At 70.5% G+C, this 18,963-nt stretch carries 18 protein-coding genes; 17 read left to right on the top strand and 1 reads right to left on the bottom strand.

Annotation, left to right across the window (positions count from 1 at the left end):
- Positions 1–43 precede the first annotated feature (43 nt).
- The 4 genes from thrB (at position 44) to prfA (ending at position 4,823) form a co-directional block, all read left to right on the top strand.
- Positions 44–988 carry a homoserine kinase gene (gene thrB / locus H0524_RS03040; RefSeq protein ID WP_180197289.1) on the top strand — a complete coding sequence of 315 codons (945 nt, stop codon included), beginning with the start codon at positions 44–46 and terminating at the stop codon, positions 986–988.
- Positions 989–1,280: 292 nt separating this feature from the next.
- The gene (gene rho, locus H0524_RS03035; protein WP_180197288.1) at positions 1,281–3,089 is read left to right on the top strand and encodes a transcription termination factor Rho; all 1,809 of its coding nucleotides are present in this window, start codon (positions 1,281–1,283) and stop codon (positions 3,087–3,089) included.
- Positions 3,090–3,395: 306 nt separating this feature from the next.
- Positions 3,396–3,620, top strand: coding sequence for a 50S ribosomal protein L31 (rpmE, locus tag H0524_RS03030; RefSeq protein ID WP_180197287.1), 225 nt, complete (start codon positions 3,396–3,398; stop codon positions 3,618–3,620).
- Between the two features lie 114 nt (positions 3,621–3,734).
- Complete coding sequence (prfA, locus tag H0524_RS03025) at positions 3,735–4,823, top strand: peptide chain release factor 1 (protein ID WP_018216793.1); 1,089 nt, start codon at positions 3,735–3,737, stop codon at positions 4,821–4,823.
- Positions 4,824–4,901: 78 nt separating this feature from the next.
- On the opposite strand, the gene H0524_RS03020 is transcribed toward prfA, so the two are convergent.
- Positions 4,902–6,452, bottom strand: a complete 1,551-nt coding sequence (locus tag H0524_RS03020) for a diguanylate cyclase (RefSeq protein WP_180197286.1) — start codon at positions 6,450–6,452, stop codon at positions 4,902–4,904.
- Positions 6,453–6,525: 73 nt separating this feature from the next.
- Between H0524_RS03020 and prmC the strand changes: the two genes are divergently transcribed.
- The 13 genes from prmC (at position 6,526) to atpD (ending at position 18,732) form a co-directional block, all read left to right on the top strand.
- Positions 6,526–7,464 (top strand): peptide chain release factor N(5)-glutamine methyltransferase, encoded by a 939-nt coding sequence (gene prmC / locus H0524_RS03015; protein ID WP_180197285.1) that lies wholly within the window; start codon positions 6,526–6,528, stop codon positions 7,462–7,464.
- A 108-nt stretch (positions 7,465–7,572) separates the two neighbouring features.
- Positions 7,573–8,217, top strand: a complete 645-nt coding sequence (locus H0524_RS03010) for an L-threonylcarbamoyladenylate synthase (RefSeq protein ID WP_180197597.1) — start codon at positions 7,573–7,575, stop codon at positions 8,215–8,217.
- The gene (locus H0524_RS03005) at positions 8,218–8,832 is read left to right on the top strand and encodes a phosphotyrosine protein phosphatase (protein ID WP_026323011.1); all 615 of its coding nucleotides are present in this window, start codon (positions 8,218–8,220) and stop codon (positions 8,830–8,832) included.
- A 92-nt stretch (positions 8,833–8,924) separates the two neighbouring features.
- Positions 8,925–11,036 carry a transglycosylase domain-containing protein gene (locus H0524_RS03000; protein WP_180197284.1) on the top strand — a complete coding sequence of 704 codons (2,112 nt, stop codon included), beginning with the start codon at positions 8,925–8,927 and terminating at the stop codon, positions 11,034–11,036.
- 143 nt (positions 11,037–11,179) lie between these two features.
- Positions 11,180–11,665 carry a hypothetical protein gene (locus tag H0524_RS02995; protein WP_180197283.1) on the top strand — a complete coding sequence of 162 codons (486 nt, stop codon included), beginning with the start codon at positions 11,180–11,182 and terminating at the stop codon, positions 11,663–11,665.
- Between the two features lie 184 nt (positions 11,666–11,849).
- Positions 11,850–12,071 carry a hypothetical protein gene (locus tag H0524_RS02990; protein ID WP_018817580.1) on the top strand — a complete coding sequence of 74 codons (222 nt, stop codon included), beginning with the start codon at positions 11,850–11,852 and terminating at the stop codon, positions 12,069–12,071.
- 42 nt (positions 12,072–12,113) lie between these two features.
- Entirely contained in the window at positions 12,114–12,893 is a 780-nt protein-coding gene (gene atpB / locus H0524_RS02985) for a F0F1 ATP synthase subunit A (RefSeq protein ID WP_309224987.1), read from the top strand.
- Between the two features lie 95 nt (positions 12,894–12,988).
- Entirely contained in the window at positions 12,989–13,213 is a 225-nt protein-coding gene (gene atpE / locus H0524_RS02980) for an ATP synthase F0 subunit C (RefSeq protein WP_018216784.1), read from the top strand.
- A 31-nt stretch (positions 13,214–13,244) separates the two neighbouring features.
- The gene (locus H0524_RS02975; protein ID WP_018728380.1) at positions 13,245–13,772 is read left to right on the top strand and encodes a F0F1 ATP synthase subunit B; all 528 of its coding nucleotides are present in this window, start codon (positions 13,245–13,247) and stop codon (positions 13,770–13,772) included.
- A complete protein-coding gene (locus tag H0524_RS02970) occupies positions 13,772–14,596 on the top strand; it encodes a F0F1 ATP synthase subunit delta (protein WP_180197282.1) in 825 nt (274 codons plus the stop codon). The genes H0524_RS02975 and H0524_RS02970 overlap by 1 nt, the downstream gene beginning before the upstream one ends.
- Positions 14,597–14,689: 93 nt before the next feature.
- Positions 14,690–16,342 carry a F0F1 ATP synthase subunit alpha gene (atpA, locus tag H0524_RS02965; protein ID WP_180197281.1) on the top strand — a complete coding sequence of 551 codons (1,653 nt, stop codon included), beginning with the start codon at positions 14,690–14,692 and terminating at the stop codon, positions 16,340–16,342.
- A gap of 3 nt (positions 16,343–16,345) precedes the next feature.
- On the top strand, positions 16,346–17,275 hold the full coding sequence (locus tag H0524_RS02960) for a F0F1 ATP synthase subunit gamma (protein WP_180197280.1): 930 nt from the start codon (positions 16,346–16,348) through the stop codon (positions 17,273–17,275).
- Positions 17,275–18,732 carry a F0F1 ATP synthase subunit beta gene (atpD, locus tag H0524_RS02955; RefSeq protein WP_018216779.1) on the top strand — a complete coding sequence of 486 codons (1,458 nt, stop codon included), beginning with the start codon at positions 17,275–17,277 and terminating at the stop codon, positions 18,730–18,732. Before H0524_RS02960 ends, atpD begins: the two co-directional genes overlap by 1 nt.
- Positions 18,733–18,963: the final 231 nt, after the last annotated feature.

Genomic DNA, 18,963 nt, shown 5'->3' with positions numbered 1-18,963 from the left:
GGCGGTGGTTCGGAACGTCGGTGCGCGGTCCTAGCATGAGCGCGTGTCGACCAATTTCCTGCCCGGCCCGGTCCGGGTGCGAGTCGCTGCGACCAGCGCCAACCTGGGGCCGGGTTTCGACGCCGTCGGGCTCGCCCTTGGACTCTATGACGATGTCTGCGCCGAGGTTACCGCTGGCGGTGTAACCGTGCGGGTGCTCGGCGAGGGCGCCGGTGAACTGCCCAGCGATGAGCGACACCTCGTGGTGGGCGCGATGCGGGCCACCTTTGCCGAGTGTGGGGGCCAGCCGGCGGGGCTGGCGGTGGAGTGCGTCAACCGGATCCCCCAGGCGCGTGGCCTCGGCTCGTCCTCGGCGGCGATCGTAGCCGGGGTGCTGCTGGCCCGGGCCCTGGTGCCCGACGGGCAGCAGCGGCTGGACGACGCGGCCGTGCTCCGTCTCGCAGCCCGGCTCGAGGGCCATCCGGACAATGTGGCGCCCTGCCTGCTGGGTGGGTTTACCGTCGCCTGGACCGAGCCGGAGGGCGCGCGGGCGGTGTCGCTTCCGGTCGGCGTCGGGGTCCGGCCGACGGTGTTCGTGCCGGCGGAACGGGGGCTCACCGCCGCCGCACGGGCCGCCCTGCCGGCCACCGTGCCGCACCAGGACGCGGCGCGCAACGCGGGCCGGGCCGCCCTGCTGGTCCATGCGCTCAGCGTCGCACCGGAGCTGTTGCTGCCGGCCACGGTTGACCGGTTGCACCAGGACTATCGGGCCGAGAGCATGCCGGCGACGGCCGCGTTGGTCGCCGAACTCCGCGCGGCGGATGTGCCAGCGGTGATCTCCGGGGCCGGCCCGACTGTGCTGGCGCTGCATGATCCCCCCGCCGACCTGGTAACGGGGCCAGACTGGCAGGTTTGGTCGTTACCGGTAGAGGTGCACGGCGCCCGGGTTGGACGGGGTAGACTGGGACACGCGGAGCGGGATCCTGTTGCCGCAGGTCGGAAGAGTTGATTACGCTCTAGACTTAGCACAGCCGCGAAGCACGCGATCTTCCTGCGGGTCGGCGCACCCCCGAAGCTATCGGCGGTCTGCCCGTCACCCCTGCCTAGATACGCCGCACCGCAGTGCGCACCGGTCGCGGCAGACGGCGAGCCCGTCCTCATCACCTCGGTGAGTCGGGAAGGCTGCCGGCTGCTGTGCCACCATCTCCCGCGACGCTCCATGCGAGGCGGGTGCACCGAGGCCGCCCGGCCACCTGTATGTCGATTCCGGGCAGTCCCGGCCTATCGAGGGAAGGATTCCATTGAGCGACACCACCGACGTGACGTCGGATGTTTCCAACGTCGCTGGCGATGCCACGACCGCTGCTCCCACCCGTCGTCGGCGTAGCGGCACAGGTCTGTCGGCGATGCTGCTGCCGGAGCTTCAGAGCCTGGCCGCGTCGCTCGGCATCTCGGGCACGGCCCGCATGCGCAAGGGTGAGCTGATCAGCGCGATCACCGAGCGCCAGAGTGGCGGGGCGGCCACCGGAACCCCTCGACCGCGGGCCGAGGTTGCGGCTGCTGCGGCCCCCGCCCGGGAGGAGGTCCACGCGGAGGTTCGGGAGTCGGGCGAGCGGCCGGAGGCCGAGTCGCGTCCCGCCGAGTCGTCAACAACCACGCCGACCACCGGCCGCGCCCGTGGCCGACGTGGCCGGGCGGCCAGCGAGGCCGGTGAGGCCCGCGCGGAGACACGACCGGAGGGGACCGAGGCCGGCGAACGCCGGGAGCGCGGTGAGGGCCGCGGCGGCCGGGACCGTGCTGAGCGTGGCGACCGTGCTGAGCGTGGCGACCGGAACGACCGGGGTCAGCGTGACAACGACGGCGAGGAGGAGAACGAGGGCGGCGGTCGGCGTGGCCGGCGCAGCCGCTTCCGGGACCGTCGGCGCGGCCGTGGCGACCGGGACGGCGATGGCGGCCGGGAGCCCCAGGTTAGCGAGGACGACGTCCTGGTCCCGGTGGCCGGCATCATCGACGTGCTCGACAACTACGCTTTCGTCCGGACTACCGGCTATCTGGCCGGGCCGAACGATGTTTACGTCTCCATGTCCCAGATCAAGCGGTACGGGCTGCGGCGCGGCGACGCGATTACCGGTGCCGTCCGCGCGACGCGGGAGGGCGAGCAGCGGCGGGACAAGTACAACCCGCTGGTCCGGCTGGACACCATCAACGGGATGGAGCCGGAGGAGGCGAAGCGCCGGCCGGAGTTCTACCGACTCACCCCGCTCTACCCGCAGGAGCGGCTGCGGTTGGAGAGCGAGCCGCACATCCTCACCACGCGAGTGATCGACCTGGTGATGCCGATTGGCAAGGGCCAGCGGGCACTCATCGTTTCGCCACCCAAGGCCGGTAAGACGATGGTGTTGCAGGCGATCGCGAATGCGATCACCCACAACAACCCGGAGTGCCACCTGATGGTGGTGTTGGTGGACGAGCGCCCGGAAGAGGTCACCGACATGCAGCGGTCGGTGAAGGGCGAGGTCGTCGCGGCAACCTTCGACCGTCCGCCGCAGGACCACACCACCGTCGCCGAGCTGGCGATCGAGCGGGCGAAGCGGCTGGTCGAGTTGGGCCACGACGTGGTCGTGCTGTTGGACTCGGTGACGCGGCTCGGCCGGTCGTACAACCTGGCGGCGCCGGCCAGTGGCCGGATCATGTCGGGTGGTATCGACTCCACTGCGTTGTATCCGCCCAAGCGGTTCCTGGGTGCGGCCCGCAATATCGAAAACGGCGGTTCGTTGACCATCCTCGCCACCGCGCTGGTGGAGACCGGTTCGACGGCGGACACGGTCATCTTCGAGGAGTTCAAGGGCACCGGCAACGCGGAGTTGAAGTTGGACCGGAAGATCGCCGACAAGCGGACCTTCCCGGCCATCGACATCCACCCGTCCGGCACGCGTAAGGAGGAGATCCTGCTCGCGCCGGAGGAGCTGGCCATCGTCCACAAGCTCCGCAAGGTGCTGCACGCGCTGGACTCACAGGCCGCGCTGGATCTGTTGCTGGACCGGCTCAAGCAGTCCCGGACCAACATCGAGTTCCTGATGCAGATCGCGAAGTCGACGCCCGGGGAGTGAGCCCCCGGTCGGCCCGGGGCACGGCCACGTGGGTCGTGCCCCGGCGCCGGTGGCAGCGGCGACACCGCGGCGGATCGTCCGTACGCCCGGAGCGGAACCGCCCGGGCGAATGCTCGGCGGCCGATTGGGGAATGCGGTGGTACGGGCCGACGTTTACGCTGCCAGTGCCGTGGCGCGGCCCGCCTGCCGAGCCGACGTGACCCCGTGGCAGACTGGTTCGTCGGCCACCGGTTCCGGTTCACGCCCATCCGTCGTACACCTGCGGCCGGGCGACCCGGCGACCACCAACGAGAGGACCGAGGCGACATGAAGCCCAACATCCACCCGGAGTACGCGACCACGGAGGTCGCCTGCTCCTGCGGTAACACCTTCACCACCCGCAGCACCGCCAAGGGCGGTTCCATCCACGTGGAGACGTGCAGCGCCTGCCACCCGTTCTACACCGGTAAGCAGCGCGTTCTGGACACCGCCGGCCGGGTGGCCAAGTTCCAGCAGAAGTACGCCAAGGTTCAGGCCAAGAAGGCCAAGTAACGCCCCGGTCGGCGCCCGTGTCCGGTTTCTTGCCGGGCGCGGGCGTCGTCCGTATTCTGCCCCGGCGGCCCGGGGCGCCGCCGTCCAGCGCCGTTGTCGAAGGAGTAGCTGTCCATGAGTAGCGAGCGTCTGGCCACCCTCCTCGACGAGTACGCGGAGCTGGAAAGGCGGCTGGCCGACCCGGCGATTCACGCCGACCAGAACGCGGCTCGCCGAGTGGGCCGCCGGTACGCGGAGCTGGTGCCGCTGCACAAGGCCGCCACCGAGCTGGCGCAGGCCCGAGCCGACCTGACGGCGGCGAAGGAACTGGCGGCCGAGGAGCCGGCCTTCGCCGCCGAGGCCGAGGCGATCGCGGCGACCCTGCCGGCGCTGGAGGAGTGCCTCGCCGAGCTGTTGATCCCGCGGGACCCGCACGACGCCAAGGACGTCATCGTCGAGATCAAGGCGGGGGAGGGGGGCGAGGAGTCGGCGCTCTTCGCCGGCGACCTGCTGCGGATGTACACCCGGTACGCCGAGCGCTGCGGCTGGCTGGTCGAGGTGATCGACGCGCAGGACTCCGACCTGGGCGGGGTGAAGGATGTCTCGCTCGCCATCAAGTGCAAGGGAGTGCCGGAGGGCGGCAACGGGGTGTGGTCCCGGCTCAAGTGGGAGGGCGGGGTGCACCGGGTGCAGCGGGTACCGGTCACCGAGTCGCAGGGACGCATCCACACCAGCGCCGCCGGCGTACTGGTGCTGCCGGAGGCCGAGGAGATCGACGTGACGATCGACCCGAATGAGCTTCGGATCGACGTTTTTCGCTCCTCTGGTCCCGGTGGTCAGTCGGTGAACACCACCGACTCCGCGGTCCGGATCACCCACCTGCCGACCGGCATCGTCGTCTCCTGCCAGAACGAGAAGTCCCAGTTGCAGAATCGCGAGCAGGCGATGCGGATCCTGCGGGCCCGACTCCTGGCGGTGGCGCAGGAGCAGGCCGACGCCGCCGCCTCCGACGCGCGTAAGGCACAGGTCCGGACGGTGGACCGCTCGGAGCGGATCCGCACCTACAACTTCCCGCAGAACCGGATCACCGACCACCGGATCGGCTACACCGCGTACAACCTGGACCTGGCCCTCGCCGGAGAGTTGGACGGCGTGCTGGCGGCGCTCGCCGAGGCCGACCGGGCGGCCCGGCTGGCCGGCAACGTGGAGCTGGGGCGCCGCTGACCGCCCGCCCCGGGCAAGCGCCCCGCCCGCCCCGGGCAGCGTCCCCGCGGACGGTACGCGGGCCCCGCTCGGTGGCTGTCAGGAGGCGCGGGGGCGGGTCTTGGCGCGCAGCATCTCCCGGTCGGCGGTCTCGAAGGCGACGCTCAGCGCGTCCGGTACGTCGGGGCCGGTGGCGGCCACCTCGGCGAAGCCGATGCTGACCCCGACCGGGGTGCCGGGCACGAGCGATTCCCAGTCCTCGGTCCGCACGGCGGACTTGATCCGGCGTGCCACCTCCTGGGCCTCGGCCATGTCCGTGCCGGGTAGCACCACGACGAACTCGTCGCCGCCGTAGCGGGCAACGAAGTCGTCCCGCCGCATCACCCGGTTGACCACTCCGGCGACACGCTGCAGGACCAGGTCGCCGGAGTGGTGTCCGTGGTAGGTGTTTACCGCCTTGAACCCGTCCAGGTCGCAGACGCCGATCACCACCCGTTTCCCCTGGGCCATCACGGCGGCGATGTACCGTTCCAGCCGGCGTCGGTTGGGTAGCCCGGTCAGCGGGTCGGTCAGTGCCTCTCCCTCGAAGCGGGCGGCTTCGCGGCGCATCTCCTCGTGATCGATGCGGGCGGCGATTCCGTCGATGTAGACGTCCCGAAGTCGATCGTTGCGTTGCGCGGCGAGCCGGAACGCCCGCCGGTCGACCCGATGCGCGGCGACGTGTTCACCGGCCCGGCCCAGCGCGATGCTGCGGAGCCGATCGGGCTCGGCCGCGCCCAGGGTCTCGGTGGAGACCTGCACGGTGTCCAGTCGGCTGACCGCCTCGATCGGGCGGTCGGCCGCGATGGCCAGGCAGACCCCGCCGAGTTGGCGCATGTCCCGCGCCCGGGCACTGTCGCCGCCGTGGCCCAGCAGTCGGGCCGGAGCGGCGTCCGTTCCCACCTCCAACCGGTCACCCAGGGCGGCCTGCCGCGCTGCGGCGTAGCCGTACGCGGCGAGGCTGCTCGGGCGGAGCCGCCCGGCCTGTCCGGCCTGCAGGAACTGCCTCAGGTCGCTGCCGATGTCGCGGAGCACCCGCAGGCAGCCGTCGCTGTCGCCGGTGTGGTCCAGCGCGACGGCGTTGCGCAGGCGGATGCCGGGGGCGGCGAAGGTCTCTGCCGGGATGCCGGCGGCGAGCCCGAGCTGTCGTGCCCGCTCGATCGCACCCAGCGCGTATCCGTGGAAGCTGAGGTAGGAGTAGGCCATCGCGAGGTCGTGCCAGCCCCAGGCGGTGTCCCGGTCGGGGTCGCTGACGGCGCCCAGCGCGCGAGCGGCCCGCACCAGGTGCATGACACACCGGTCCAGCGCGCCCTGGTGGTGGGCGGCGAGCGCGGCGAGCGCGTGGAGGTGTCCGTGCGGGTACGGCTCGGCGAGGTCCCGGACGGCGGTGGTGGCCTCCTCGATGGCCCGGGTGTACTCCGCGGTCCGGCCCAGGTTGACCACCGCGGAAAGGCGTTGCACCAGGGCGTCGGCCCGGGCGTAGCGGTCGTTGGTGGTGGCGAGCACCTCCGAGAGGATGCGGTACGCCTCGGCGGAGCGGCTCGATTCCTGCAGCCTGCGTGCCCGGGTCAGGGTGTCAACCTCGTCGCCGACTTGGTCCAGCCAACCCACCCGCGACCTCCTGTCTGTGTGCGTCTGACCGCACCGGCTCGTGGTTGGTTGCGTGACGCTTCATGATTATGGCGTGAGCTTTTTGGCGCAACAGCCGTCCGAAGGGACGAACCGGGAGCGACCCACCCGGGCGGTCGTCCGGGCAGCCCGGGTGCTGGCCGACGCCGGGGTGGAGGGACCCCGGGGGGAGGCGGAGGTGCTGGCCGCGTACGTGCTGGGAGTGCCGCGGGGACGGCTGGCGTTGGCCGATGGGCTGAGCCTGGACCAGCGTCGCCGGTTCGACGCGTTGGTGGCCCGGCGGGCCGGCCGGGAACCGTTGCAGCATCTCACCGGCAGCGCCCCTTTTCGACATCTCGACCTGGCGGTTGGGCCGGGTGTCTTCGTGCCTCGCCCGGAGACGGAGCTGCTCGCCGGGTGGGGTGTTGAGCAGGCACGCCGGGAGGCGGCGCCGCTGGTTGTGGACTTGTGCAGCGGCTCCGGGGCGATCGCCCTGGCGGTGGCGCAGGAGGTACCGGCGGCCCGGGTGGTCGCGGTGGAGCGTTCCCCGGCGGCGCTGTCGTGGCTGCGGCGCAACGCGACCAGCCGGGCCGCTGCCGGCGATCGGCCGGTGGAGGTGGTGGTCGCCGATGTCACGGCGCCGGACCTGCTCGACGACCTCCTGGGCCGGGTGGACGTGCTGCTGTGCAACCCGCCGTACGTGCCGGCGGACGTGGTGGTGCCGCCAGAGGTCGGCCGGCATGACCCGGCGGCTGCGGTCTTCGCTGGCGCGGACGGGTTGGCCGTGATCCGGCCGGTGGTGTCCCGGGCCGCGCTGTTGCTGCGGGCCGGGGGCCGGCTCGGGATCGAACACGACGACACGCAGGGCGCGGCGGTGCCCGGGCTGCTGGCCGGGGATGGCCGGTACGACTCGATCGCCGAGCACGCCGACCTCGCCGGCCGTCCCCGATTCGCTACCGCGACCCGGCGCCGGGAGGCCGGGGACCCGCGAGAGCCCGGTGGCGTTGGCGGCTAGGGCGGTGAACTCGCCCACCTCCGGGGTAGGGGTGGAGCGCGTGTCTACCGCCGCCCCGGTATGGCCGGCACACCGCCCGGACCCGGGCGTGGCAGACTGCTGCTCGTGATGCTCTACGACTGCCGGTCGCCCGTTGACCGGGACCGCGGCATCGCGGCAGCCATCAAGGCGATCCGCGACGGCGAGTTGGTCGTTCTGCCGACCGACACGGTCTATGGGATCGGGGCGGACGCGTTCGCTCCGCAAGCGGTCAAGGCCCTGCTCGACGCCAAGGGCGGTCAGCCGGTGCCGCCACCGGTGCTGATCGGTTCCCGGCACACCCTGGACGGGCTGGTCTTCTCGTTGCCCAGCGCGGCCCGGGACCTGGTGGCGGCCTTCTGGCCGGGTGCGCTGACCATCGTGGTCGAGCACTCGCCCAGTCTGCGCTGGGATCTGGGGGAGACCGCGGGTCGGGTGGCGGTGCGGATGCCGTTGCATCCGGTCGCGCTGGAGGTCCTCCGGGAGACTGGCCCGATGGCGGTGGCGTCGGCGAATACGGCTGGGTTGCCCGCGGCGACCACCGCGGAGGCGGCCCGTGGACAGCTCGCCTACTCGGTGCGCACGTATCTGGAGGCGGGTCCGGCGGTTGATCCGGTGCCGAGCACGATCGTGGACCTGACCGGGCCGGTGCCCCAGCTGCTCCGGGCCGGTGCGATCGAGCTGGACCGGCTGCGGGATGTGGTGCCGGAAATCGACTCGAGCCGGGTGGCCTGAGTGCCGCCGTTTACCGTTCTCCACGTCTGTATGGGCAATATCTGTCGCTCGCCGATGGCGGAGCGGCTGCTGGTCCTGGCTGTCCAGGAGCAGTTGGCCCGGCGCGGCGATGCCGTACCGGGGCTCGCTGACGAGCTTCTGCACAGTCACAGCGCCGGCACCGGCGGCTGGCACGCCGGTGAGGAGATGAACCCGCCGGCGGCCCGACAGGTGACCGGGCGGGGCGGTGGCACCGACGGTTTCGCGGCCCGCAAGCTGCGTTCGGAGCACATCGACGGCGCTGACCTGGTGCTCACCGCGACCGCCGACCAGCAGGAGTTCGTGTCGGTGTTGCGGCCGGACGCGGTTTCCCGCACCTTCGTGCTGGGTGAGTTCGGCCGTCTGCTGCCCGCGGTGGACCTGGCGGGTCTGCCGGCGGCCGGAGCGACCCCGGCTGCCGTCTACGCGCGGGGCGTGGCGCTGGTCGAGGCGATCGACGCCGTTCGGGCTGGGGCTGAGCCGCTACCCACGGATGACCTGGACGATCCGTGGGGTCGGGGCGACCAGTGTTTCGGCCGGGTCGCGAACGAGGTGGAGGCGACGGTGCGTCCGTTGACGGCGGCGTTGTTGCCGTAACCCACCCGGGTTACCCGCCGACGAACGAGACGGACAAGAGGCGCATTCGGGTCATTCTTGACGGGTCTTGCCGGCTCCTGCGGGGAGAGCTGATGACCCGGGCACACCTGAACAAACTGATGACCGTCCTGCTCGCCGGCCTGCTGGCCGGTCTCGGGCTCGCGGTGGCGGCCCTGCCCGCCGCCCTGGTGTACGGGGTCGGCCTCTCGGCGCTGGCCGCGCCCTACACCGAGCTGCCGAACACCCTCCGGACACCACCCACCCCCCAACGGTCCAACCTGTACGCCAACGACGGCAGTACGTTGATCACGTCCTTCTACCAGGAGGACCGGGTGGACGTGCCGCTGCACGAGGTGGCCCCGGTGATGCGTCAGGCGATCCTCGCCGCCGAGGATGCCCGCTTCTACCAGCACCGGGGGGTGGACCTGCGGGGCGTGGTCCGGGCGTTCACCGCCAACCAGCGCGGCGGGGTGGTCCAGCAGGGGGCGTCCACCCTGACCATGCAGTACGTCCGCAACGTGCTGTCCAGCGACCCCCGTCTCACCGAGAAACAGCGCCGGGCCGCCACCGAGGTCACCCCCGCGCGCAAGGTGCAGGAGGTGCGGTACGCGCTGGCGCTGGAGCGGGAGCTGGGCAAGGACGAGATCCTCGCCCGGTACCTCAACATCGCGTACTTCGGCGCCGGCGCGTACGGGGTGGCGGCAGCGAGTAAGCGCTACTTCACCAAGTCCCCGGCGGACCTGAACCTGGCCGAGGCGGCGCTGCTCGCCGGACTGGTCCAGTCCCCGCACACCGACGACCCGCTCAACGGGGATGCCGATGCCGCGTTGGAACGGCGGGCGTACGTGCTGGAGCAGATGGTCGAGGCCGGTCAGCTCGCGGCGGAGGAGGCGGCCCGGGTGGCGGCCGAACCACTGCGGCTGCGCCCCACCGAGACGCCGAACGACTGCGCGGCGGTGCCGGCGGAGCAGAACGACTGGGGCTTCTTCTGCGACTGGTTCACCCGCTGGTGGAATTCGCAGGAGGCGTTCGGCTCGACGGTTGACGAGCGGCAGCTCGCCCTGCGTCGGGGCGGCTACCAGATTGTGGCGTCCCTGGACCCGGCGGTGCAGCAGGCCGCGATCGAGCAGGTGCGGCGGATCTACTCGGCGGAGCACCCGCACGCGCTGCCGACCGCGGTGGTGCAGCCCGGCACCGGGCGGGTGCTCGCGATGGCGGTCAACCGTACCTACGGCGTGGCGCCGAACCCGGCTGGGTGGAAGAACCGCCCGAACACGGTCAACCAGCTGGTCGCAGGTGGCGGCGCGATCCAGGGCTACCAGGGCGGAAGCACATTCAAGCTGTTCACCGTGCTGGCCGCGGTGGAGGCGGGGTTGCCGCTGAACACCGTGTTTGACGCGCCCGACCGGATCGTCACCGGCTTCCCGGTCAGCGGTCCGGTGAGCTGCGACGGGAGGTGGTGCCCCCGCAACGCCAGCCCACTGGTCAAGGGTGAGCACACCATGTGGAGCGCGTTCGGCAAGTCGGTCAACACGTACTTCGCCTGGTTGACCGAGCAGGCCGGCGCGGATCGGGTGGTGGAGATGGCCGAGCGGCTGGGCATCGAGTTCCGGGCGCCCAGCGACGAGCAGCTGGCCCGGCACGGTGCTCGGGCATGGGGCCCGTTCACGTTGGGGGTCTCGGCCACGACCCCGTTGGATCTGGCGAACGCGTACGCCACCATCGCGGCCGAGGGCCGGTGGTGCGCGCCGCTACCGGTGGTGCGGATCACCGATGCGGCCGGGCGGCCGGTTGCGGCGGGGTCGCCGGACTGCCGGCAGGTCGTGGACCGGGACGTGGCCCGGGCGGCGGTGGATGCCGCCCGCTGCCCGGTCGGGGACCAGTCGATGTACCGGGGCTGTGAGGGGGGGACCGCGGAGGAGTTCCGCTCCCAGCTGGGACGTCCGGTTGCCGGTAAGACCGGCAGTTCGGAGGGGTACGGCACGGAGTCCTTCGTCGCGTTCACGCCGCAGCTCGCGGTGGCGGCGATCGCCACCAACCCGGATGAGCCACGCGATGCGGTGGGGCACGCGGTCCAGGCGCGGATGGCCGACGGGGTGGCGGAGCTGATGTCCGTCGCGCTGCGGGGGCAGCCGGTTCGGGACTTCGTCCCGCCGAGCCAGGTAACCGCCTTCGACGTGACCCCGGCCCGGAGCAGGGAGTAGGAGCCCCGCCCGGGGTGGACGTTCCTGCCCGGTGCGGCGCGGTCTCGCCCGCGGGGCGGGAGCCGCCCGCCGGTGTGCCCCGTAGCACCGCCGCACCTGGCGTCGCGCGGCCGCCGGCGCGGGGAGCAATAGACTGTGGTGCTGTGAGCACCGAGACGACGCCGACCGCCCAGGGGCGGGACGACGACCAGCCGCGGCGGACCGATCCGGCCGCGGGCGAGCCGGGCGCGATCCGCGCGCGGCTGCCGTACCTGCGGCTGCCCCTGGCCGCGTGTGCCCTCCTCGCGGTCGTCGCGGTACCGGCCGCGGCGGCCGTCCGGGGTGCGACCTCCGCGGTCGCGGTGGCGGCGGGGATCGCGCTCGTTGTCGTGAGCTATCTGGTCTCCGGTCTCTCGGTGGCCTGGGCGGACGCGATCAGCCCGCAGCTGATCATGTCGGTTGGGCTGGTCACCTACGTCACGAAGATTGTGGTGCTTGGGGTGGTGATGGCGGCGGTCGCCGCGACTGGTTGGGCCGGGCTGCCGGACCTGGGGGTGGCCATCATCGTCGCCGTGGTGGTGTGGACGGCCGCCCACCTGACCTGGGCGCTCCGCGCTCCGCTACCCACAGTCGACTCGTCGCGGCGCTGAGCAGCGGTTGGCGGGCCCCAGGCGGACGACTGGCTGCTACCCGACGTTTTGATGTCCTGTGCGGCGTGTCGGACAGGAGTAGGCTGGCCCGGATTGATGCGCCAGCCGCCGCCCGCACGCCGTCCTGCAGTGTGGGGGGTGCCGCACACTCCTGCGTGTTACGGCTGCTAATGTACGCGTCGTAATGGCCGACAACCCAGACCGCGAACCGTCCGACGCCAACTCGTCGGAGGGTGTGGCGGGTGCCGTGCTTGGCTACCTTCTCGCCGGCATCCTGGTCTGGGGGTTTCTCGGCTGGTTGGCGGAGGGCTTCCTCGGTGTGCCGGCCGGCGTGGGGATCGCCGTCGGCATGATGCTCGGCGCAGCCGCAGCGATCTACCTGATCATGAAGAGGCTCGGTGCCTGAGCGTCGGCACGCACCGGTCTGTCGAGTGTGGAGGATGACACGGTGAGCGGACAGCTGGTCGTCGCCCAGGACCTTCCCTGGCCCCCCAGCGTCAATGACTTCTACCCGCCAGCGGTGGCTGGACCGTGGGTCACGAAGTTCACCCTCATGGTCTGGCTGGCCGTCGGGCTGGTGATCATCTTCTACATGGCCGCCTACCGGAACCCGAAGCTGGTCCCCAGCAAGGGGCAGTGGCTGGCCGAGTCGGTCTACGGGCTGGTGCGGGACAACATCACCCGGGAACAGATGGGTAATGCCGGCATCCGGTTCGCCCCCTACTTCACGGTGCTGTTCAGCTTCATTCTGGTTACCAATATCTTCAGCATCGTTCCCGGGCTGCAGATCTCGCCGAACTCGCACATCGCCTTCCCGATCGTGCTCGCCGCGATCTCCTACGTGCTCTACCTCGCTGTCGGGATCCGCAAGCACGGTCTCGTCAAGTACCTCAAGATGACCCTGATCATGCCGGGCGTGCCGTGGCCGATGCACTTCCTGCTGGTCCCGATCGAGTTCCTGCAGAACTTCATCAACCGGCCGGTTACCCTGGCCCTCCGGCTCTTCGCCAACATGTTCGCCGGTCACCTGCTCCTGCTGGTCTTCACCGTCGGTGGCTTCGTGATGCTGTCCGCGGACAACCTCTTCGTTCAGGTGACCTCGGTCTTCTCCTTCGCGATGGCGATCGTGATGGCCTTCTTCGAGGCGCTGGTGGCCGTGCTGCAGGCGTACGTCTTCGTCACGCTGACCGCCAACTACGTCGGCACCTCGCTGGCCGAGGAGCACTGAGATCCCGCTCGGCGGGCTGCCCGGCCCGACCAAGCTTTCTGGTACAAACCCCGAACGCGTGAAACCGCACGTGTGAGCTAGGAGGAATACCCGCAATGGACGTTCTCGCCGCCCTGGAAGGCAACCTCAACACCGTCGGCTACGGCCTCGCCGCCATCGGCCCCGGTATCGGTGTCGCGCTGGTCTTCGCGGCGTACATCCAGGCCAGCGCCCGTCAGCCGGAGTCCGCCGGCTTCAACCGCACCTGGCTGGTCCTGGGCTTCGCCCTGGTCGAGGCGCTCGCCCTCTTCGGCCTGGTGCTCGCCTTCGCCTTGAGCTGACGAGTACCCTTCCCCGACCCGGAGGTCTGACATGTATCTCGCCGCCGAAGGTGGGCACAATCCGATCCTGCCGATCTGGCAAGAGCTCGTCGTCGGGACCATCGCCTTCGCCCTACTCGTCTTCGTGCTGCTGAAGTTCGTCATGCCGCGCATGGAGGCGATGTACCAGGCGCGGGTGGACGCGATCGAGGGTGGCCTCAAGCGCGCCGAGGCTGCCCAGGCCGAGGCCAACCAGCTGCTCGAGCAGTACCGGGCCCAGCTGGCCGAGGTCCGCACCGAGGCGGCCCGGATCCGGGACGACGCCCGGGCCGACGCGGAGGGCATCCGGCAGGACATCCTCGCCAAGGCACGGGAGGAGTCCGACCGGATCATCGCCGCGGGCAAGGAGCAGCTCGTCGCCGAGCGGACCACCATCGTGCGCGAGCTGCGCACCGAGGTCGGCACGCTCGCGGTGGACCTGGCCAGCAAGATCGTTGGTGAGTCGCTCGCCGACGAGGCGCGCCGCGCCGGCACGGTCGACCGGTTCCTGGACGGTCTCGAGAGCGCGGGGGCCCGCTGATGCAGGCCGCCACCAGTCGGGAGTCGTACAAGATCGCGGCCGACCGCCTCGACGCGTACGTCCGGGGCGCGGAGTCTTCGGCGGTGGCCGCCACCGCCGAGGACCTTCTCTCCGTCGCCGACCTGCTCCGGCGCGAGCCACGGCTGCGCCGGGCTCTCGTTGACCCGGCCCGCTCCGGTGCGGACCGGGCCGACCTGCTCGCCGGAATTCTCCGCGGGAAGGTCGGCGGGGACGCGCTCGACCTACTGACCACGCTGGTCTCCCACCGCTGGTCAGCCTCGTCGGAACTGCTCGACGGTGCCGAGCGGCTCGGGGTGGCAGCGCTGCTGGCCGCCGCCGACAAGGCGGGCGACCTCGGTGAGGTCGAGGACGAGCTGTTCCGTTTCGGTCAGGTCGTGGCCGGCCAGTCGGCGCTCTCCAACGTGCTGTCGGACCCGGCGGCCCCGGCCGCGCAGCGGGCCACCCTCGCCGGTGAGCTGCTCGCCGGCAAGGCCCGCCCGGTCACCGTCCGGCTGGTCGAGGTGGCGCTCGGCGGGTTCGGCGGGCGCTCCTTCGTCGGGGCGCTCACCCGGCTGGTCGAGCTCGCCGCCGAGCAGCGGGACCGGCAGGTGGCGTACGTGACCGTCGCGGCCCCGTTGGGTGCGGAGGAGGAGCAGCGCCTGGTCGCCCGCCTCTCTGCCATCTACGGTCGCGAGGTGACCGTCAAGCAGTCGGTCAACCCCGAGGTCCTCGGTGGGGTCAGCGTCCAGGTCGGCTCCGACCTGTACGACGGCACCGTCCTGCGTCGCCTCAACGAATCCCGTAACGCGCTCGCTAAGCGCTGAGCCGGAAACTGCCGCGCCAGCGCCCTGACCAGACGTCATTCGGACCGGTCGGTACTAGGTATCCCGGGCCCCTGATACTTAAGGAAGCAGAGGATGGCCGAGCTGACCATCTCGACGGAGGAGATCCGCGGCGCGCTGGAGCGCTACGTCTCCTCCTACCGCGCCGACGTGTCCCGCGAGGAGGTCGGCACCGTCGCTGACGCCGGCGACGGCATCGCCCACGTCGAGGGCCTGCCCTCGACCATGACCAACGAGCTGCTCGAGTTCGAGGACGGCACGATCGGTGTGGCGCTGAACCTCGACGTCCGGGAGATCGGTGTCGTCGTCCTCGGCGACTTCGCCGGCATCGAGGAGGGGCAGCGCGTCAAGCGCACCGGCCGGGTGCTCTCGGCCCCGGTCGGCGACGCCTTCCTCGGCCGCGTGGTCAACGCGCTCGGTGAGCCGATCGACGGCCTCGGCGACATCCCGAACGAGGGCTACCGGGAGCTGGAGCTCCAGGCCCCGAACGTGATGGCCCGGAAGTCGGTCGACGAGCCGCTGCAGACCGGCATCAAGGCCATCGACGCGATGACGCCGATCGGCCGGGGCCAGCGCCAGCTGATCATCGGTGACCGGAAGACCGGCAAGACCACCGTCGCCCTGGACACCATCCTGAACCAGCGGGACAACTGGCGCTCCGGCGACCCGAAGAAGCAGGTCCGCTGCATCTACGTCGCCGTCGGCCAGAAGGCCTCCACGATCGCCTCGATCAAGGGCGTGCTGGAGGAGGCGGGCGCGATGGAGTACACCACCATCGTGGCCTCCCCGGCGTCCGACCCGGCCGGCTTCAAGTACCTCGCCCCGTACACCGGCTCGTCGATCGGGCAGCACTGGATGTACGGCGGCAAGCACGTCCTCATCGTCTTCGACGACCTGAGCAAGCAGGCCGAGGCGTACCGGGCCGTGTCGCTGCTGCTGCGTCGCCCGCCGGGCCGCGAGGCGTACCCGGGTGACGTCTTCTACCTGCACTCCCGGCTGCTGGAGCGCTGCGCGAAGCTCTCCGACGAGATGGGCGGCGGCTCGATGACCGGTCTGCCGATCATCGAGACCAAGGCGAACGACATCTCGGCGTTCATCCCGACCAACGTCATCTCCATCACCGACGGCCAGATCTTCCTGGAGACCGACCTGTTCAACCAGGGCGTCCGGCCGGCGATCAACGTCGGCACCTCGGTCTCCCGGGTCGGCGGCGCCGCGCAGGTGAAGCCGATGAAGAAGGTCGCCGGCTCGCTGCGGCTGAACCTGGCCCAGTACCGTGAGCTGGAGGCGTTCGCCGCCTTCGCCTCGGACCTGGACAAGGCCTCCCGCGCCCAGCTGGAGCGGGGTGCCCGCCTGGTCGAGCTGCTCAAGCAGTCGAACTACTCGCCCTTCCCGGTGCAGGATCAGGTCGTCTCGGTCTGGGCCGGTGTCGAGGGCAAGCTGGATGACATCCCGGTCGGCGAGATCCGTCGCTTCGAGTCGGAGTTCCTGCAGTACCTGCGGCACAAGCACGAGGGGATCCTCGCGCAGATCGCGGGCGGCACCTGGGGCGACGACGTCATTGCCTCCCTGGACGCGGCGATCACCGACTTCAAGAAGCTCTTCCTGGGCAAGGAGGACGAGCGGCGGATCAACGAGCCGGCCGCCGAGCCGCTGGCTGGTACGGAGGACCGGGAGACGGTTACCCGGTTCCAGGACGAGCCGACCGACCGTCCGGCTGGAAGCTGACCGATGGCCGCCCAGGTACGCGTACTCCGCCAACGCATCCGCGCGGCGAAGTCGATGAAGAAGATCACCAAGGCGATGGAGCTCGTCGCGACGAGCCGTATCGCCAAGGCCCAGGAGCAGGTGGCGGCCTCCCTGCCCTACTCCCGGGCCATCACCGAGGTGCTCACGGCGCTGGCGTCCAACACGCGGATCGATCATCCGCTCCTCACTCCCCGGGAGCGGGTGCGGCGGGCCGGTGTGCTGCTGGTCACCAGTGACCGGGGCCTGGCCGGCGGCTACAGCTCCAACGCCATCAAGACGGCGGAGTCACTGCTCGCCCGGCTGCGCGCCGACGGCAAGGAGCCCTCGCTCTACGTCATCGGCCGCAAGGGCGTGCAGTACTACCGGTTCCGCAACCGGCCGATGACGGCGTGCTGGACCGGCTTCTCGGAGCAGCCGACCTTCGCCGACGCACGGGAGGTGGGTGAGACGCTGATCAAGGCGTTCACCGCCGGCGTGGACGACGGCGACGGGGACCCGGGGCCGGACGGGGTCTTCGGTGTGGACGAGCTGCACATCGTCTCCACCGAGTTCAAGTCCCTGATGACCCAGGTGCCGGTCGCGAAGATCCTCGGACCGATGCAGATCGAGGACCGGCCCCGTTCCGAAGGCATTCTGCCGGCCTACGAATTCGAGCCGGAGGCGGAGGCGCTCCTCGACGCGCTGCTGCCGAAGTACATCAACACGCGGATCTACGCGGCGTTGGTCGAGTCGGCGGCGAGCGAGTCGGCGTCGCGGCGGCGGGCGATGAAGAGCGCCACCGACAACGCCGAAGAGATGATCGAGAAGTACACCCGCGAGATGAACTCGGCCCGCCAGGCCGGGATCACCCAGGAGATCAGCGAGATCGTCGGCGGCGCGAACGCGCTGGCCGCGTCGGGAAGTGAAGTGTGATGACTGTTTCCGCTACTGCTGATGGGCCGGCCGGCACCAACGCGGCCACCGGTCGCGTGGTCCGGGTCATCGGCCCGGTCGTCGACGCCGAGTTCCCGCGCGACGCGATGCCGGACCTGTTCAACGCCATGCACGTTGACGTGACCCTCTCCGGCGGCGAGAAGACGCTGACCCTGGAGGTCGCCCAGCACCTGGGGGACAACCTGGTCCGCGCCATCTCCATGCAGCCGACCGACGGCCTGGTCCGCGGGGTGGAGGTGCGGGACACCGGTTCGCCGATCACGGTCCCCGTGGGTGACACGGTCAAGGGCCACGTGTTCAACGCGATCGGCGAGTGCCTCAACCTGGAGCCGGGCGAGACGCTCAGCCCGGACGACCACTGGCAGATCCACCGCAAGGCCCCGGCCTTCGCGGACCTGGAGCCGAAGACCGAGATGCTGGAGACCGGCATCAAGGTCATCGACCTGCTCGCCCCGTACGTCAAGGGCGGCAAGATCGGTCTGTTCGGCGGCGCCGGCGTGGGCAAGACGGTGCTGATCCAGGAGATGATCACCCGGGTCGCCCGGAACTTCGGTGGTACCTCGGTCTTCGCCGGGGTGGGTGAGCGTACCCGTGAGGGTAACGACCTGATCGCCGAGATGACCGAGTCCGGCGTGATCGACAAGACCGCGCTGGTCTACGGCCAGATGGACGAGCCGCCGGGCACCCGTCTCCGGGTCGCCCTCTCCGCGCTGACCATGGCGGAGTACTTCCGGGATGTGCAGAAGCAGGAGGTGTTGCTCTTCATCGACAACATCTTCCGGTTCACCCAGGCCGGCTCCGAGGTCTCCACGCTGCTCGGCCGGATGCCGAGCGCCGTGGGTTACCAGCCGACGTTGGCCGACGAGATGGGCGAGCTCCAGGAGCGGATCACCTCGGTCCGGGGCCAGGCGATCACCTCGCTGCAGGCGATCTACGTGCCCGCCGACGACTACACTGACCCGGCGCCGGCCACCACCTTCGCCCACCTGGACGCGACCACCAACCTGGAGCGTTCGATCTCCGACAAGGGCATCTACCCGGCGGTGGACCCGCTGGCGTCCTCGTCCCGGATCCTCGCCCCGGAGTTCGTCGGCCAGGAGCACTTCACGGTGGCTACCGAGGTGAAGCGGATCCTGCAGCGGTACAAGGACCTGCAGGACATCATCGCGATCCTGGGTATTGAGGAGCTTTCCGAAGAGGACAAGCTCACGGTCGGCCGGGCGCGCCGGATCGAGCGCTTCCTGTCGCAGAACACCTACGCCGCTGAGCAGTTCACCGGCATGAAGGGCTCGACGGTCCCGATCAAGGAGACCATCGAGGCGTTCAAGAAGATCAGTGAGGGGGAGTATGACCACTTCCCCGAGCAGGCATTCTTCATGTGCGGTGGCCTGGACGACCTGGAGAAGAAGGCCAAGGAGCTGATGGCGGAGGGCTGATTGCCCCGCTGTGGCTACCGCCGCAGACTGCGCGCGCAGCGACGAAAGGCCGCTCTGGTTGACACCGGAGCGGCCTTTCGGTGCATCCGTTGCCGCCTTTATGGTCGCGGGCTTCGTATCGACGGTGGGTGATCTTGATGCGTGGCGCGGTACCGTTCACGCGCGTCGCGCTGACTGTGTGCGCATTCGTGCAATCATTCGCTGACGTACGCCCGTCCCGACAGACGTTGA

The sequence above is a fragment of the Salinispora sp. H7-4 genome, assembly GCF_013416675.1.
GTDB classification, from domain to species: Bacteria; Actinomycetota; Actinomycetes; order Mycobacteriales; family Micromonosporaceae; genus Micromonospora; species Micromonospora vitiensis.
This window is presented reverse-complemented; position numbering and strand designations above follow the sequence as displayed.

Excerpts from the sequence above, each read along its gene's own strand:
- prfA (WP_018216793.1), top strand. The coding sequence starts at position 3,735 with ATGAGTAGCGAGCGTCTGGCCACCCTCCTCGACGAGTACGCGGAGCTG.
- H0524_RS02975 (WP_018728380.1), top strand. The coding sequence starts at position 13,245 with ATGTATCTCGCCGCCGAAGGTGGGCACAATCCGATCCTGCCGATCTGG.
- H0524_RS02960 (WP_180197280.1), top strand. The coding sequence starts at position 16,346 with ATGGCCGCCCAGGTACGCGTACTCCGCCAACGCATCCGCGCGGCGAAG.
- H0524_RS03010 (WP_180197597.1), top strand. The coding sequence starts at position 7,573 with ATGCTCTACGACTGCCGGTCGCCCGTTGACCGGGACCGCGGCATCGCG.
- H0524_RS02970 (WP_180197282.1), top strand. The coding sequence starts at position 13,772 with ATGCAGGCCGCCACCAGTCGGGAGTCGTACAAGATCGCGGCCGACCGC.
- atpE (WP_018216784.1), top strand. The coding sequence starts at position 12,989 with ATGGACGTTCTCGCCGCCCTGGAAGGCAACCTCAACACCGTCGGCTAC.
- H0524_RS02990 (WP_018817580.1), top strand. The coding sequence starts at position 11,850 with ATGGCCGACAACCCAGACCGCGAACCGTCCGACGCCAACTCGTCGGAG.
- H0524_RS03000 (WP_180197284.1), top strand. The coding sequence starts at position 8,925 with ATGACCCGGGCACACCTGAACAAACTGATGACCGTCCTGCTCGCCGGC.
- rpmE (WP_180197287.1), top strand. The coding sequence starts at position 3,396 with ATGAAGCCCAACATCCACCCGGAGTACGCGACCACGGAGGTCGCCTGC.
- atpA (WP_180197281.1), top strand. The coding sequence starts at position 14,690 with ATGGCCGAGCTGACCATCTCGACGGAGGAGATCCGCGGCGCGCTGGAG.
- atpD (WP_018216779.1), top strand. The coding sequence starts at position 17,275 with ATGACTGTTTCCGCTACTGCTGATGGGCCGGCCGGCACCAACGCGGCC.